Here is a 14,539-nt window from a genome sequence, read left to right as displayed (position 1 = left end):
CTAGTGCGCCACGGTGCGTACGATGCCGATGACCGCCGCCACGGTCTGCTCGAAGTCGAGGTCCGACGAGTCGAGCGTGACGACCCCATCCGCCGCCTGCTGGAAGTTGACCACGGTGGAGTCCCTCGCGTCACGGTCGATGACCTGCCGCTTGAGCTCCGCGTCGGTCTGCGTTCTGCCGAGCTGGTCGCCGCGGCGGCGCAGGCGGGCTTCCTCGCTCGCGGTGAGGAGGATGCGCACCTCCGCGTCGGGCGCGACGACGGTGGTGATGTCCCGTCCCTCGGCGACGATCCGGTGACCGGCACCGGCGATCAGTGCACGCTGGCGCCGGATCAGCTCGGCCCTCGCACCCATGGTCGTGGCGACGGCGCTGACCGCCGAGGAGACCTCGGGTTCGCGGATGGCGGAGGTGACGTCGTCGCCCGCGATGGTCACGGACTCGCGGTCGGGGCTGGTGCTGATGAAGAGTTCGATGGACCGCGCCGCGGCCTCGACCGCCGCGCTGTCCTGGAGGTCGATCCCGGTGGCGATGCAGTGGAGCGTGACGGCCCGGTACATCGCGCCGGTGTCGAGGTACGCGGCGCGCAGGCGGCGGGCCACCTCGCGGCTGACGCTCGACTTGCCGGACCCGGAGGGACCGTCGATGGCGACCACGAGCGACTTGCCGAGGCGAAATCCGGAGTAGGGGCCCGACGGAGCGGACTCCCCCGCCGGAGCTCCGGCCCGGATGGCCTGCGTGGTTTCTGCTGAAGTCTGGGTCACTGCACTACCTTCCAGCCCCGCTGCGTCAGGGACTCCGTCAATTCTTGTCGCTTGCCCGGCAGGACCGAGAGCTCCGCAAGGCCCACCTGCCGTCCGGGAGAATGCTCGAGGCGGAAATCCTCGACGTTGATGCCGGTGTGGCCGATCTCCGTGAGGAGCTTCGCGATCTGGCCGGGCACGTCGTCGACGAGCACGGTCAGGCGCGCGAAGGAGTTCGGCGGGGTACCGTGCTTGCCGGGAACACGCGCCTGACCCGCGTTCCCCTCGGACATCAGCTGCGCCATGTCGAGCCGGGCTCCGCCGGCCGTCGGGTCCTCGAGGGTGCCGATCAGGCGGTTCAGGTCCTCCCGGACGCCGTAGAGGATGTCGACGAGGCGGCCGGCGTTGGCGGACAGGATCTGCACCCAGAGGCGCGGGTCACTGGCCGCGATGCGGGTGACGTCCCGCAGTCCGTTGCCGGCGAGCGAGAGGGCCTGCACCGGCGAATCCTGCAGCCTGCTCGCCACGAGGGATGACACCACCTGGGGCAGGTGCGAGATGAGGGCGACCGCCTCGTCGTGCTCCTCGACGGACATCCGCGCCGGCACCGCACCGAGGTCGACGGCGAGCGACTCGGCGCACAGCACGGCCTCGGGGGCACTGTCGGCGTGGGGGCAGAGGACCCACGGAGCGCCCGTGAAAAGCTCCGCACGCGCGGCGACGGGCCCGGACTTCTCGCGGCCGGCCATCGGGTGCGTCCCGACGTAGCGGGAGAGATGTGCACCGATGCCGGGAGTGGCGGTGAGCTCCCGGAGGATCGCCTCCTTCACGCTGCAGATGTCGACGACGACGGCGTCGGGGTGCGCCAGCAGGGCGGCTGCCACCACACGCGCGGTGACGTCGGGCGGCGTGGCCACCACGACGACCTCGGGCGCTACCTGAGCCGCGCCCTGCGCGTCCGCGAGGAGCCGGCCGGCACCGATGTCGCGGGCGACGGCTTCGGTCGACGGCGAACTATCGAACAGGACGACGTCGAGCCCGCGCGTGCGCAGACCCAGCCCGATGCTGGCTCCCAGCAGACCGGCCCCGATGATCAGAACCGGTCCGGCGAGGTGCGTTCCCTGCTCCGTGCGCATGGTCATCGGTTAGAGGCCCACCGATGCCAGCAGGTGCCCGACCTCCTGGCGCCCGAGCACACGGATGCTGCCCTGACGCTGGTCGCCGACCCGGATGGGGCCGAGCTGGGTCCGGACGAGGCGCTCGACGGGGTGGCCGACCGCGTCGAAGAGCCTGCGGACCACGCGGTTACGGCCGGAGTGCAGCACGACCTCGACGAGGACGTGTCCCGGTGTCGAGTCGACGAGCTTGAAGGAGTCCACCTGTGCAGGGCCGTCCTCGAGCTCGATACCCTCCTTCATCTGCGCACCGATACCCTGCGCCATCGGGCCCCGTACCTGCACGAGATAGGTCTTCGGGACCTCGTAGGAGGGGTGGGTCAGGCGGTTGGTGAGTTCGCCGTCGTTGGTGAGCAGGAGCAGGCCCTCGGTCTCCGCGTCGAGGCGACCGACGTGGAAGAGCCGCTCGTTCTTGTTCTTGTTCTTCAGGAAGTCACTGATGCAGGGACGGCCCTCGGGGTCCTCCATGGTGGAGACGACGCCGCGCGGCTTGTTGAAGACGTAGTACTTCAGGTGCTCGTTGAGTTGCAGGCGGATGCCGTCCACATGGATGGCTACCTGCTCGGGATCGACGCGCACGCCGAGCTCGGTGACGACGGTGCCGTCGACCTCCACGCGTCCGTCGAGGATCATCTCCTCGCACACGCGGCGGGAAGCGACGCCCGCGAGAGCCATCACCTTCTGCAGCCGCACGCCCTCCGGGTTGTGGACGTCGATCTCGTCCGCCGGGCGGCTCGCGCGCTTGGGCTTCGAGGGACGCACCGGACCGAGGTTCTGCCCGAAGCGCTCCCGCCCGAAGGCCTTGGCTCCCGCAGGCTTTGGACGACCGGCACCGTCCTGGCCACCGGAACGGGCACCGGACGTGGCACCGGGGCGCCCGGGCTTCCCGGCGGCACGTCCTCCGGCCTTGACACCGAAGCGGCTGGACGGGGTCCCAGCGGACGGCCTGCCCGCGGCAGAACGGGCTCGGCCGTCGGTGGAACCACGGCGATCGCCGCCCGCAGCGGGGCGCCCGTCGGACGAGCGCTCCTGGAACGGACGACCCTCGCCGGACCGGCCGCCGCGCTCGTTGCGCTCCTGGAACGGGCGACCCTCGCCGGGCCGGCCGCCGCCGCCCTGCCCGGATCCGCTGCGCGGTGAGGACGTCCGCCGGGCAGCGTCGGATGGGCGTCCGGTCGATCCGCCGCGGCGCGGCGTATTACGTCCGGAACCGGATCCTGGCTGCTGTGTCATGTAGAAAGTCCTTCTCGTAGGTCGTGCTCAGTACGTCGTCTCGTCATACTCCCCAAGGCTCTCGAGGCCCGGCAGGTGGGGAGCGATCCGGGGCAATTCGTCGACGCTGCCCAGCCCCAATCTTTCCAGAAAGAAGGTGGTGGTCCCATAAAGGACCGCGCCGGTCTCCGGATCGGTCTCCATCTCGACAACCAGTCCGCGCTGAAGCAGGGTGCGGACCACGGAATCGACGTTGACGCCACGAATTGCAGAAACCCGGGCACGGGACACGGGTTGGCGGTACGCGATGACCGCCAGAGTCTCGAGTGCTGCTTGTGAAAGCCGGGCAGATTGGCCATCGAGCACGAAGTCGGCAACAACGGAGGCGAAGTGCTTCCGGGAGAAGATGCGCCACCCGCCGGCGATGTTCCTGAGTTCGAAACCGCGCGGCACGAATGATTCGGCGCTTCGGGGGCCTGACCCAGTATAGCCGTCGTACTCCCGCTGCAGGTCCACCAGCACCGCGTGCACCTGCGCCGTCGGCCGATCGAGCACGGCAGCGACCTGATCGTCCGTCACAGGGCGGTCCGCCACCATGAGGATCGCCTCCACTGCCGCGCGGAGCCCGCCCGGCAGGTCGTCGACGGAGACGCCGTGTCCGTCGGGAGCGCTCTCGTCGGATTCATGCATCGTGCACTCCTTTCGTGTCTGCCTGGTCGTAGTCCTCGAAGTCGCTCGCCAGCAGTTCGGCCGTCCAGCGCTCGTCCTCGGCGCTCCACCTCACCACCAGCTCGGCCAGCGGCGCGGCCTGGTCGAAGGAGACGACGCCGTCCCTGAACAGCTCGAGCAGGGCCAGGAACCGCACCACGAGGACCAGCCGAGACTCCGCGTCCGCGGTCAGCTGCCGGAAGGACAGCGGTCCCCGCGACCGCAGCAGGTCCTGCAGCACGACCGCCTGGTCGCGCACGCTCACCGGCGGGGAGTGCAGGTGCTCGATGCTGACCTCGGCCGGCTGCTCCTGGCGCGGCGTGAGCACCTTCGCCGCGAGTGCCGCGAATTCCTCGGGTGAATGTTTCCAGATGAGTTCCGGCAGGAGCCGGGTGAACTCGGTCTCGAGGGGTACGCTCCGCGGGTGCCGCGCCTCCTCCTCCTCGAGCCGCCCCGCAAGGTGACGGGCCATCTCCTTGAAGGCCTTGTACTGGAGGAGGCGGGCGAAGAGCAGGTCGCGCGCCTCGAGGAGCGCGATGTCCTCCTCGTCCTCCACGGCGCCGGTGGGCAGGAGCCGGGCGGCCTTCAGGTCGAGGAGGGTGGCGGCGACGACGAGGAACTCACTCGCCTCGTCGAGCTTCCATTCCCCCTCCGCGGCCTGGATGCGGCGGATGTGGGCGATGAACTCGTCGGTCACCTGCGCCAGGGCGATCTCGGTGATGTCGAGTTCGCGCCGCGAGATGAGGTTCAGCAGCAGGTCGAAGGGACCGCTGAAGTTGGTGAGCTGCACCTCGAAGACCGGCGGGCGGGCGGGTTCCTGCTCCGCGGCAGCACCACCCGCAGCACCACCGCCGGTACCACCGCCGGCGTGGCGGCCGTCGCCGGGTCCTGGGTGCCCCTGCAGGGCGGCCTCCGCCGTCGTGGCCTGTCCGCCCGCACGCGCGGGCGTTGTGTCCGCCATCTAGCGGAACCGGGCGGACCCGGGATCGACGGGCACTAGGGCGCTCCGCCCCTACTGATGAGCTCCTTCGCCAGCCGGCGGTAGGCATCCGCACCCGAGTGGTTGGCGGCGTAGGACGTGATGGGCTCGGCGGCCACGGTCGCGTCCGCGAACTTGATGGTGCGCTTGATGACCGTCTCGAAGACCTTGTCCCCGAAGGCCTCAACGAGGCGCGCGATGACCTCGCGGGAGTGCAGGGTTCGCGCGTCGTACATGGTCGCGAGCACGCCGTCGATCTGGAGACGCGGGTTCAGGCGGTCCTGCACCTTCTCGATGGTCTCGACCAGCAGGGCCACGGCGCGCAGGGCGAAGAACTCGCAGATCAGCGGGATGATGACGCCGTGGGCCGCCGTGAGGGCGTTGACCGTGAGCAGTCCGAGGGACGGCTGGCAGTCGATGAGGATGACGTCGTAGTCGTCGGACACCTTGCGCAGCGCCCGGTCGAGGACCTGCTCGCGGGCGACCTCGTTGACGAGCTGCACCTCGGCCGCGGACAGGTCGATGTTGGCGGGCAGCAGGTCGATGTTGTCGATCGCGGTGTGCTGGATGGCGTCCTGGATGGAGACCTTACGGTCCATGAGCACGTTGTACACGGTCACGTCGAGCTCGTGCGGGTTGGTGCCGAGGCCGGCGGACAGCGCGCCCTGCGGATCGAAGTCGACGAGCAGCACCTTGCGTCCTGCTTCGGCGAGCGCGGCGCCCAGGTTGATGGTCGACGTCGTCTTGCCGACGCCGCCCTTCTGGTTGACCATCGCGATGACCCTCGCCGGGCCGTGCGAGTCGAGGACCCGGGGCTCAGGGAACTCCGTCACAGGGCGGCCGGTCGGGCCGAATCCCGCGTCCGCTGCGCTGGGCAGAGTTGTGGAACCCTGTTCACTACTCACGTATTTCTCCACGCTTCCATCAGAATCGGTGCAGGCCGGTCGATCATCGTCCCGAGCGGCATTTCTATAGTCCACGGTACAACGCCGACGGCAGCACCCGTGGAGACGAGTGCTCTTCCGTTACGAGCCTTGAGCCTCAACCTGAGGTCGAATGTTCCCCGGTGCTGCCGTCCGCAGAGGCTGCACCGGCCATCCCCAGGCTGCCTGCCGGCCCTTCTGCCTCCCTGCCCGGAGACGACGACGGCGATGGCCCGGTCGCGTTCCGGGCCATCGCCGTTCATCCTGCCGAGCCTCGGCTCAGCACTGGAAGGGTGTCAGTGGGCTGCGGTCCCTCGCACCGCCGCGTTGGTCCTGACGGCGGCACCCTCCTCGACGTCGACGTCGTCGCCGCTCTCGAAGCGGTGATCGGTGCTCATCGTGGCCTCGTCGAAGGGCAGGCGTCCCTCGAGGACCTCGTCGACACGGCCGCGTTCGATCTCCCGCGTCCAGGTGCCGATGAGGACGGTGGCGACGGCGTTGCCGGTGAAGTTCGTCAGCGCACGCGCCTCGGACATGAACCGGTCGATACCGACGATCAGGCCGACGCCGTCGACCAGGTCGGGGCGGTGCGACTGCAGGCCGCCGGCAAGGGTTGCGAGGCCGGCGCCGGTGACGCCCGCTGCACCCTTGGACGCGATGATCATGAAGACCAGCAGGGAGATCTGCTCGCCGAGGGCCAGCGGCGTGCCCAGTGCTTCCGCGACGAAGAGCGAGGCCATCGTGAGGTAGATGGCGGTGCCGTCGAGGTTGAACGAATAACCGGTGGGCACGGTCACGCCGACCACGGGCTTGGAGACACCGAGGTGTTCCATCTTGGCGATGAGGCGGGGCAGTGCGGCCTCCGAGGAGGAGGTGCTGAAGATCAGCAGGTACTCGCGGCCCAGGTACTTCATCAGCTTGAAGATGCTGACGCCGGTGACGAGCTTCAGCAGTCCACCGAGGATGATGACGATGAAGAGGATGCAGGTGATGTAGAACGCGACCATGAGGGTGGCCATGCTGATGATGGCCTGCACCCCGGTCTCGCCCACGACGGCGGCGATGGCGCCGAAGGCGCCGATCGGCGCGAGCCACATGATCATGACGAGGATGCGGAAGACGAGCGCCTGGATGTGCCCGATGCCCCGGAGGACCGGCTTGCCGGCCGAACCCATCTTCTGCAGCGCGAAGCCGACGAGCAGTGCCACGAACAGCGTCTGCAGGATGCTGGGGCCGGTCAGCGCGGACAGGAGCGTCGTCGGGATGATGCTGAGCAGGAAGCCGACGGTGCCCTCGGGAGCACCCTCGGCGGCTGCGGGCAGTTCGTAGGTCGATGACGAGATGTCGAGGCCCTCGCCCGGCTGGATGAGGTTGCCGACGACGAGGCCGATCGCGAGCGCGAAGGTCGACATCAGCATGAAGTAGCCCAGCGCGAGGCCGCCCACCTTGCCGACGGTCGCCGCCTTGGCGATGGAACCGACGCCCAGCACGATGGTGCAGAAGATGATCGGTGCGATCATCATCTTGATGAGGTTGATGAAGCCCGTGCCGAGCGGCTTGAGCGACTTGGCGAATTCGGGGGCCATGAGGCCGAGGATCGCACCGAGCACCACGGCGGCGATGACCGCGATGTAGAGGAAGTGGGTCTTGTCGACCCGCTTGCGGGGTTGTGCGGGTCCGCTGTCGGACCGCGATGGCGCCATAGCCATAGTGTTCTCCCTTGGTGTCGTCCGCCCTGTGGCGCCGGCGGCGAAGGTCGTTCTTCGTCCGCGGGGGTCTCTCCAGGAAGCGTACTGTTGAGTGTTTCACCCTCATCATGGCATCGCGAGTGACCGGGATCACCATTGAGTTCATACTGGTCGTGACCCGGCGAATCCGGCGCAGCGCCGCCGGCAGAGGCCGGCAGAAACCGGAAGGAGCAGGATCACCGCGTGAGTCGATGGAGCCTCGCCCGGCAGTTCTTCCTGGCCCAACTCATCTTCGTCCTCGTCCTCTCGGCATCCCTCTCGGTGATCCTGTACGCGGACGCGGCGGAGGGCGTGAACCACGCCGCGGCGGAGCGCATGGTCGCCGTCTCCACCGCCATCGCCCTCGACCCCGCCGTGCTCGACGCCGTGAAGGGGCCCGATCCGTCCGCCACGCTCCAGCCCTACGCCGTCGAGGTCATGGACCGGCTGGGCGTGGACTTCATCACGATCATGGCTCCGGACCGGACCCGCTACACGCACCGCAACCCGGAGCAGATCGGCAGGCCGTACATCGGTTCGGTGTCCGACGCCCTGGCAGGCCGTACGCACACCGAGACGTACGCAGGGACCCTCGGCCCGTCGATCCGCTCCATCGTGCCCGTGGTCGACGACGAGGGGACCGTGCAGGCGATGGTCGCCGCCGGGATCACGGTGGATCGTGCCGTCATCGCGCGCAACGCGCAGCTCCCGCTCGTCGCCTTCATCGCCCTCGGTGCGCTCGCCCTGGGCGCGCTCGCCTCGTTCCTGCTCAGCCGGCGCCTGCGGGACGTGACCCTGGGGATGGGCCCCGCCGAACTCTCACGCACCTTCGTGTTCTACGATTCGGTCCTCCACTCCGTGCGTGAGGGCCTCCTCCTCATCGACGCCTCGGGACGGCTGATCCTGTACAACGACCAGGCCGCGCGGCTCCTCGGCCTCGACGGGACGCAGGAGCCGGTGCCGGCGGCGCACCTCGCGGTTCCGCCGTCGCTCCGCGAGCTCCTCATGTCGGGGCGCCGGGCCCACGACGAAGTGCACCTGACCGACGACAGGGTGCTCGTGGTCAACCAGGAGCCTGCTGTGCCTCCCACCGCTGCCGGGCGCGGCGCCCATGTCCCGGCGGCCCTCGGCACCGTCACGACCCTGCGGGACCACACCGAAATCCAGGCACTGACCGGACAGGTGGAGACCATGCGCACCCTGACGGACGCCCTGCGCTCGCAGACCCACGAACACGCCAACCGCCTGCACACCATCGTCTCGCTGGTGGAACTCGGCAGGAGTGCGGACGCGGTCGACTTCGCGACGAGGGACCTGCAGCAGTCGCAGCGGCTCACCGATGAGGTGGTCGAGGCGATCGACGAGCCCTTTCTCGCTGCGCTCCTGGTGGGCAAGGCCGCGCAGGCGAATGAGCGAGGCATCGAACTGATCCCGGACATCGCCCAGGACGCCCAGGCGGGCTCCCTCAACCCCGTGGACCTGGTGACGATCATCGGCAACCTCCTCGACAACGCGTTCGACGAGGCCGCCGCCTCCGAGGACCCCCGCGTGCTCCTCACCGTGCGCCGGGTGACCGGCGGGAGCGGGTCCCCCGAACTCGAGATCGCCGTGGAGGACAGCGGCAACGGCCTGCCCGACTCCGAGAAGGCGAAGGTTTTCGACTTCGGCTACAGCACGAAGGCATCCCCTGATGCGACGGGTGCCGGGCGCGGCGTCGGCCTCGCCCTCGTCCGCCAGGCGGTCCAGCGCTTCGCCGGCTCGCTGGAGGTGACGGACACGGACGACGGCGGCGCCCGTTTCGCCGTCCGCCTCCCCTATCCGGCCACTCCGGCGGGCACGCCGGCGGGCAGTCCGGCGGGCACGCCGGCGGGCAGTTCCGCGCAGGATCCGGACAGCAGTCCGCGAGCGCCCGGGGACTCCGACGTCCCGCTCCGTGCCGACACCGGCGGCGGGGCATGAGCGTAATCCGGGTCCTCGTCGTGGAGGACGATCCCGTGGCTGCGGACGCGCACGCCGAATACGTGCGGCGGCTCGCGGGCTTCGAGCTCGCGGGTGTCGCCCGGAGCGGTGCGGAACTCGCGGCCTTCCTTCACCTGACCGGCGAGGGGACGGGCCAGGCGGAGGCCGCCGTCGACCTCATGCTGCTGGACATGAACCTGCCGGACGCGCACGGCCTGGACATCATCCGCCGGGTGCGGGGGCTCGGCCTGCCGCTGGACATCATCGCGATCACCGCGGTGCGCGACCTGCACGTGGTGCGCTCGGCCATCTCGTCCGGCATCGTGCAGTACCTCATCAAGCCCTTCACCTACTCCGCGTTTCGGGAGAAACTCGAGGCCTACCGGGAGTTCCGCCAGAACCTGGTGGACCAGGCGTCCGCCACGACGCAGGCGGAGGTGGACCAGGCCTTCGCCTCCCTCCGGCCCGTCACGGCGGCCACGCTACCCAAGGGCCTCTCGGCCGAGACCCTGCGGGCGGTCTCGCGCCTGCTGAAGGAACTCCGGGAACCGACGTCGGCCATCGAGGTGTCGGAGGCCCTGTCCGTGTCCAGGGTCACCGCGCGGCGCTACCTGGAGTACCTTGCGGACCAGCAGTCCGTCCTCCGGACCCCCCGCTACGGTACGCGGGGACGCCCCGAGTTCGAATACAGCTGGGCGCGGACCAGCACGGAGGGGTGACGGGCTGCCGCTCGCGCGGCCGGCACCAGGAGGGTTGCGCCCGGAACCGTCACCGCAGGGCGTCACTCCGGCGGTGGTCGCAGCAGTGGCTCCAGCGCCTCGAGGACAGCGGGGTCCTCGATGGTCGAGGGCACGACGTAGGACTCGCCCGCCGCCATCTGCCGCATGGTCTTCCGCAGGATCTTGCCCGACCTGGTCTTGGGCAGCGCCTCGACCACGACTGCGGACTTGAAGTCCGCGACCGGGCCGATCGCCGTGCGGACCATGGCCACGAGGTCGGCCTGGAGCGTCCCCGGATCGACGGACGCACCCGATTTGAGGACCACGTACCCGCTGGCCCGCTGGCCCTTGAGCGGGTCCTGCAGGCCGAGGACGGCGCATTCGGCGACGGCGGGGTGCTGTGCGATCACCTGCTCGATGGCCCCCGTCGAGAGCCTGTGGCCCGCGACGTTGATGACGTCGTCGGTGCGTCCCATGACGAAGACGTAGCCGTCGGGGTCCACGAAGCCGGAGTCACCGCTCGTGTAGTACCCCTCGAACGAGCTCAGGTAGGAGTCCCGGTACCGGGCGTCGCTCCCCCACAGCGTGGTCAGGGTACCCGGTGGAAGCGGAAGCCGGAGGGCGATGCTCCCCTCCGTCCCGGCCGGGACCGCGGACCCCCGGTGGTCGAGGACGACGACGTCGAATCCGGGAGACGGCAGCGACGGCGAACCGGCTCGCAGCGGTACTCCGCCGAGTCCGCGGGGGTTCGCGCAGATCGGCCAGCCGGTCTCGGTCTGCCACCAGTTGTCGACCACGGGCACGCCGAGGACTTCCCCGATCCACCCGGACGTTCCCGTATCGAGCCGCTCGCCCGCCGAGAACAGCGTGGCCAGCGAGGACAGGTCGTGGGCCCGGAGCGCCGTGCCCTCGGGGTCCGCCCGCCGGATGGCGCGCAGTGCGGTCGGCGCGGTGAACAGGACCTTGACGGAGTGCTGTTCGATCAGCCTGCCGAAGACCCCGGCGTCGGGCGTGCCGACCGGCTTGCCCTCGTACAGGACCGTCGTGGCGCCCGCCAGCAGCGGACCGTAGACGATGTAGGAATGGCCGACCACCCAGCCGACGTCGGACGCCGTGAGCATCACGTCGCCCGGTCCGATGCCGAAGATCCCCTGCATCGACCACGTGAGGGCGACGGCGTGTCCTCCGTTGTCGCGCACCACCCCCTTGGGAGCGCCTGTCGTGCCAGAGGTGTAGAGGATGTAGAGGGGATCGGTGGCCGCGACCTCGACCGGTGGGACAGCGGAGGCCGTGGACACCGCGTCATCCCAGTCGAACCAGGAGGTCCCCGGCTCCTGGTAATCCCGAATGCCGTGCGCGAAGCCCTCGCGTGCCTTGGCGACGACGGGTGTGCCGACGCTGTCCGCGAGCGCGAGCGCGGCGTGGACCGCGGGCAGGTACTCGACGCGCCGGCCGGGCTCCAGCCCTCCCGACGCCGTGAGGATGGCCGAGGGCCGGGCGTCCCTGATGCGGGCGGCCAGCTCGGCCGGGGCGAACCCGCCGAAGACCACGGAGTGGACCGCGCCGAGCCGGGCCGCGGCGAGCATGGCCACCACGGCCTCGGGGATCATCGGCAGGTAGATGAGGACGCGGTCGCCCTTCCCGACGCCGAGCCCCGCCAGCACGCCGGCGAAGACGGCGACCTCGTCCAGGAGCTCGGCGTACGTGTAGGTCCGGGTGACGCCGAGCATCGCCGAGTCGTAGACCAGTGCGGCCTGGTCGCCCCGGCCCGCGTCGACGTGCCGGTCGAGGGCGTTGTAGCTGGTGTTCAGGGACGCGTCGGGGAACCACCGGTAGAAGGGGGCGGACGAGGCGTCGAGGACGGCCGCGGGCGGCGTCATCCAGTCGACCGCTCCGGCTGCCTCGCGCCAGAAGGCCTCGGGGTCGGCCAGGCTCGCAGCGTGCAGCCGGCGGTACCGGTCCAGCCCGGAGTTCGCCTGGTCGACGTTGCCGTGGTCGACGTCGTGTCCTGCAGCAGCCATGGTCGCCCTTCGTCGCGCGTGGGGGAACAGTACCACGGGCACACCCACCAGTCCGGGGACCTGTATACAGAACTGGTGGGCGCGTTCGGCCTGGTCCTGCTTCTCTTGCTCACGCCCCCTGCTGTGTATACATTGGGCGTATCGCGCGTCCCGAACGCGGAGATGTCGGAAGGAACGGGAGGCAACGAGGATGCGGGCCAGCGATCGCGCCTATTCCCTCCTGCGGTCCGACATCGTCGAGTGGCGACTGGCCCCGGGTGACCTGCTCGCGGAGGTCGAACAGTCCGCCCGGCTCGGCGTCTCGAGGACGCCCCTGCGCGAGGCACTCTCCCGGCTCGTCGCCGAAGGGCTCGCCGCCCCCGCCGGCCGCGGCGTCGTCGTCTCCGCCATCTCCCTCGACGCCGTGACGGACCTGTTCGAGGTCCGGCTGCCCCTCGAATGCGCGGCCGTCCGGCTCGCCGCCCATCGGGGAGACCCCGCCCTCTTCACCGCGCTCGCGGAGGAGTTCGCCGCTGCGGGGAGGCTCATCGAGGACGACGACGGCGGGCAGGACGCCTACTACGCGCTCGTCGCACGGCTGGACCGGGAGATCGACGACGCGGCGCGGAACCCCTACCTCCTGCAGGCCCAGAAACCGATCCGGACGCACCTCGCCCGCGTCCGCAGGCTGGCACGGGACAATCCCCGCCGGCTCCTGGCCTCGGCACGCGAGCACGAGCAGATCGCCCTCGCCCTGGGGGCGGGGAACGCCGAGCTCGCCGAGGCCTCCATGCGCGTGCACCTCCACAACAGTCTGCAGCACCTCCGCTCCCCGCTCGCCGGGGACCCCGACACGCACCACCGAGAGGAACACCATGGTTGAACTCCATCCCGTCCGCGTCCACCGCAGCGAGGAGAACCTGCCCCGCACCGGGCAGCTCGCCTGGAAGATCGCCGAGGTCGCAGCCGATCCCGTCGAGGTCCCCGCCGACGTGACCGACATGGTGATCAACCGCGTCATCGACAACGCCTCCGTCGCCCTCGCCTCCCTGAACCGGGCCCCAGTCATCGCCGCGCGTGCGCAGGCGACGAGTCACCCGGTCTCCGCACACGGCGAGGGTGCCGCCGTCTTCGGCGTCGACTCCCCCGTCTCGGCGGAGTGGGCGGCCTGGGCCAACGGTGTCGCCGTGCGCGAACTCGACTACCACGACACGTTCCTCGCCGCGGACTACTCCCATCCCGGCGACAACATCCCGCCGATCCTCGCCGTCGCGCAGCACACCGGCGCGTCCGGCCGGGACCTGGTCCGCGCCATCGCCACGGGCTACGAGATCCAGGTCGACCTCGTGAAGGCGATCTGCCTGCACGAGCACAAGATCGACCACGTGGCCCACCTCGGCCCGTCCGCGGCCGCAGGCATCGGCACCCTCCTCGGACTCGACCCGAATGTCATCTTCCACGCCGTCGGCCAGGCCCTGCACACGACGACGGCGACCCGGCAGTCACGCAAGGGCGAGATCTCGACGTGGAAGGCCCATGCCCCGGCGTTCGCAGGGAAGATGGCCGTCGAGTCGGTGGACCGGGCGATGCGCGGGCAGACCTCCCCCACGCCCATCTACGAGGGCGAGGACGGCGTGATCGCCTGGCTGCTGGACGGCCCCGAGGCGCACTACGAGGTGCCCCTTCCGGCGCGGGGCGAGCCGAAGCGCGCCATCCTCGACACGTACACGAAGGAGCACTCCGCCGAGTACCAGGCCCAGGCCTGGATCGACCTCGCGCGGCGCCTGCACGGGGCGCACCCGGAGGCCACCGACCCGGACAACGTCGAGTCCGTCGTCATCTCCACCTCGCACCACACCCACTACGTCATCGGCTCCGGAGCGAACGATCCGCAGAAGTACGATCCGGCTGCCTCCCGCGAGACACTCGATCACTCGATCCCCTACATCTTCACGGTGGCCCTGCAGGACGGCCGCTGGCACCACGAGGACTCCTACGCCCCGGCACGAGCGGCCAGGCCCGACACCGTAGCACTGTGGCGGAAGGTCACCACCGTGGAGGACCCCGAGTGGACGCGCCGCTACCACTCCCTCGACATCGCCGAGAAGGCCTTCGGCGGCAGCGTGGAGATCACGCTGACGGACGGCACCGTCATCAGGGACGAGATCACGGTGGCGGACGCCCATCCCCTGGGGGCCCGACCCTTCGCGCGGGCGGACTACATCGCCAAGCTGCGGATGCTCGCCGACGGCGTCGTCGAGGACGCGGAACTGGACCGCTTCCTGGCCGCCGTCGAGCAGTTGCCCGACCTCCCGGCAGGCTCGCTGGGACAGCTGAACATCCTCGCCCGGCCCGGGTACCTCGATGCGGCCGCCGCGCCGCAGGGACTCCTGTAG

Annotated in this window: 12 protein-coding genes; 4 read left to right on the top strand and 8 right to left on the bottom strand. The window is 70.0% G+C overall.

Going from position 1 to position 14,539, the window contains the following annotated elements; translation table 11 throughout:
- The 7 genes from cmk to ACX80H_RS15515 all read right to left on the bottom strand — a co-directional run bounded on the left by cmk (position 1) and on the right by ACX80H_RS15515 (position 7,441).
- Positions 1 to 729 carry a (d)CMP kinase gene (cmk, locus tag ACX80H_RS15545; protein WP_459314409.1) on the bottom strand — a complete coding sequence of 243 codons (729 nt, stop codon included), beginning with the start codon at positions 727 to 729 and terminating at the stop codon, positions 1 to 3.
- Positions 730 to 758: 29 nt separating this feature from the next.
- Positions 759 to 1,883, bottom strand: coding sequence for a prephenate dehydrogenase (locus ACX80H_RS15540; protein WP_459314312.1), 1,125 nt, complete (start codon positions 1,881 to 1,883; stop codon positions 759 to 761).
- Positions 1,884 to 1,886: 3 nt separating this feature from the next.
- Positions 1,887 to 3,149: a pseudouridine synthase gene (locus tag ACX80H_RS15535; RefSeq protein WP_459314311.1), complete on the bottom strand. Its 1,263-nt coding sequence runs from the start codon at positions 3,147 to 3,149 to the stop codon at positions 1,887 to 1,889.
- A gap of 27 nt (positions 3,150 to 3,176) precedes the next feature.
- Positions 3,177 to 3,818, bottom strand: coding sequence for an SMC-Scp complex subunit ScpB (scpB, locus tag ACX80H_RS15530; RefSeq protein ID WP_459314310.1), 642 nt, complete (start codon positions 3,816 to 3,818; stop codon positions 3,177 to 3,179).
- A complete protein-coding gene (locus ACX80H_RS15525; protein ID WP_459314309.1) occupies positions 3,811 to 4,797 on the bottom strand; it encodes a segregation and condensation protein A in 987 nt (328 codons plus the stop codon). Before ACX80H_RS15525 ends, scpB begins: the two co-directional genes overlap by 8 nt.
- A 35-nt stretch (positions 4,798 to 4,832) precedes the next feature.
- A complete protein-coding gene (locus ACX80H_RS15520) occupies positions 4,833 to 5,720 on the bottom strand; it encodes a ParA family protein (protein ID WP_459314308.1) in 888 nt (295 codons plus the stop codon).
- Between the two features lie 314 nt (positions 5,721 to 6,034).
- On the bottom strand, positions 6,035 to 7,441 hold the full coding sequence (locus ACX80H_RS15515; RefSeq protein ID WP_459314408.1) for a cation:dicarboxylate symporter family transporter: 1,407 nt from the start codon (positions 7,439 to 7,441) through the stop codon (positions 6,035 to 6,037).
- Positions 7,442 to 7,669: 228 nt separating this feature from the next.
- Here ACX80H_RS15515 and ACX80H_RS15510 point away from each other — a divergent pair, with 228 nt between their 5' ends.
- Positions 7,670 to 9,424 carry a sensor histidine kinase gene (locus ACX80H_RS15510; RefSeq protein ID WP_459314307.1) on the top strand — a complete coding sequence of 585 codons (1,755 nt, stop codon included), beginning with the start codon at positions 7,670 to 7,672 and terminating at the stop codon, positions 9,422 to 9,424.
- The gene (locus ACX80H_RS15505; RefSeq protein ID WP_459314306.1) at positions 9,421 to 10,143 is read left to right on the top strand and encodes a response regulator; all 723 of its coding nucleotides are present in this window, start codon (positions 9,421 to 9,423) and stop codon (positions 10,141 to 10,143) included. The genes ACX80H_RS15510 and ACX80H_RS15505 overlap by 4 nt, the downstream gene beginning before the upstream one ends.
- Positions 10,144 to 10,205: 62 nt before the next feature.
- Here the strand turns inward: ACX80H_RS15505 and ACX80H_RS15500 are convergent, their stop codons facing one another.
- Positions 10,206 to 12,164, bottom strand: coding sequence for an AMP-binding protein (locus tag ACX80H_RS15500; protein ID WP_459314305.1), 1,959 nt, complete (start codon positions 12,162 to 12,164; stop codon positions 10,206 to 10,208).
- Between the two features lie 190 nt (positions 12,165 to 12,354).
- On the opposite strand from ACX80H_RS15500, the gene ACX80H_RS15495 reads away from it, so the two are divergent.
- On the top strand, positions 12,355 to 13,026 hold the full coding sequence (locus tag ACX80H_RS15495) for a GntR family transcriptional regulator (protein ID WP_459314304.1): 672 nt from the start codon (positions 12,355 to 12,357) through the stop codon (positions 13,024 to 13,026).
- Positions 13,019 to 14,539, top strand: coding sequence for an MmgE/PrpD family protein (locus ACX80H_RS15490; protein ID WP_459314303.1), 1,521 nt, complete (start codon positions 13,019 to 13,021; stop codon positions 14,537 to 14,539). Before ACX80H_RS15495 ends, ACX80H_RS15490 begins: the two co-directional genes overlap by 8 nt.

It is taken from the genome of Arthrobacter pasteuri (assembly GCF_054510955.1).
Note: the sequence above shows the minus strand (reverse complement) of the source record. Positions and strands in the feature narration are given on the sequence as shown.

Coding starts and splice junctions, on each gene's coding strand:
- ACX80H_RS15540 (WP_459314312.1), bottom strand. CDS start 1,883: ATGACCATGCGCACGGAGCAGGGAACGCACCTCGCCGGACCGGTTCTG.
- ACX80H_RS15535 (WP_459314311.1), bottom strand. CDS start 3,149: ATGACACAGCAGCCAGGATCCGGTTCCGGACGTAATACGCCGCGCCGC.
- scpB (WP_459314310.1), bottom strand. CDS start 3,818: ATGCATGAATCCGACGAGAGCGCTCCCGACGGACACGGCGTCTCCGTC.
- ACX80H_RS15525 (WP_459314309.1), bottom strand. CDS start 4,797: ATGGCGGACACAACGCCCGCGCGTGCGGGCGGACAGGCCACGACGGCG.
- ACX80H_RS15515 (WP_459314408.1), bottom strand. CDS start 7,441: ATGGCGCCATCGCGGTCCGACAGCGGACCCGCACAACCCCGCAAGCGG.
- ACX80H_RS15505 (WP_459314306.1), top strand. CDS start 9,421: ATGAGCGTAATCCGGGTCCTCGTCGTGGAGGACGATCCCGTGGCTGCG.
- ACX80H_RS15500 (WP_459314305.1), bottom strand. CDS start 12,164: ATGGCTGCTGCAGGACACGACGTCGACCACGGCAACGTCGACCAGGCG.
- ACX80H_RS15495 (WP_459314304.1), top strand. CDS start 12,355: ATGCGGGCCAGCGATCGCGCCTATTCCCTCCTGCGGTCCGACATCGTC.
- ACX80H_RS15490 (WP_459314303.1), top strand. CDS start 13,019: ATGGTTGAACTCCATCCCGTCCGCGTCCACCGCAGCGAGGAGAACCTG.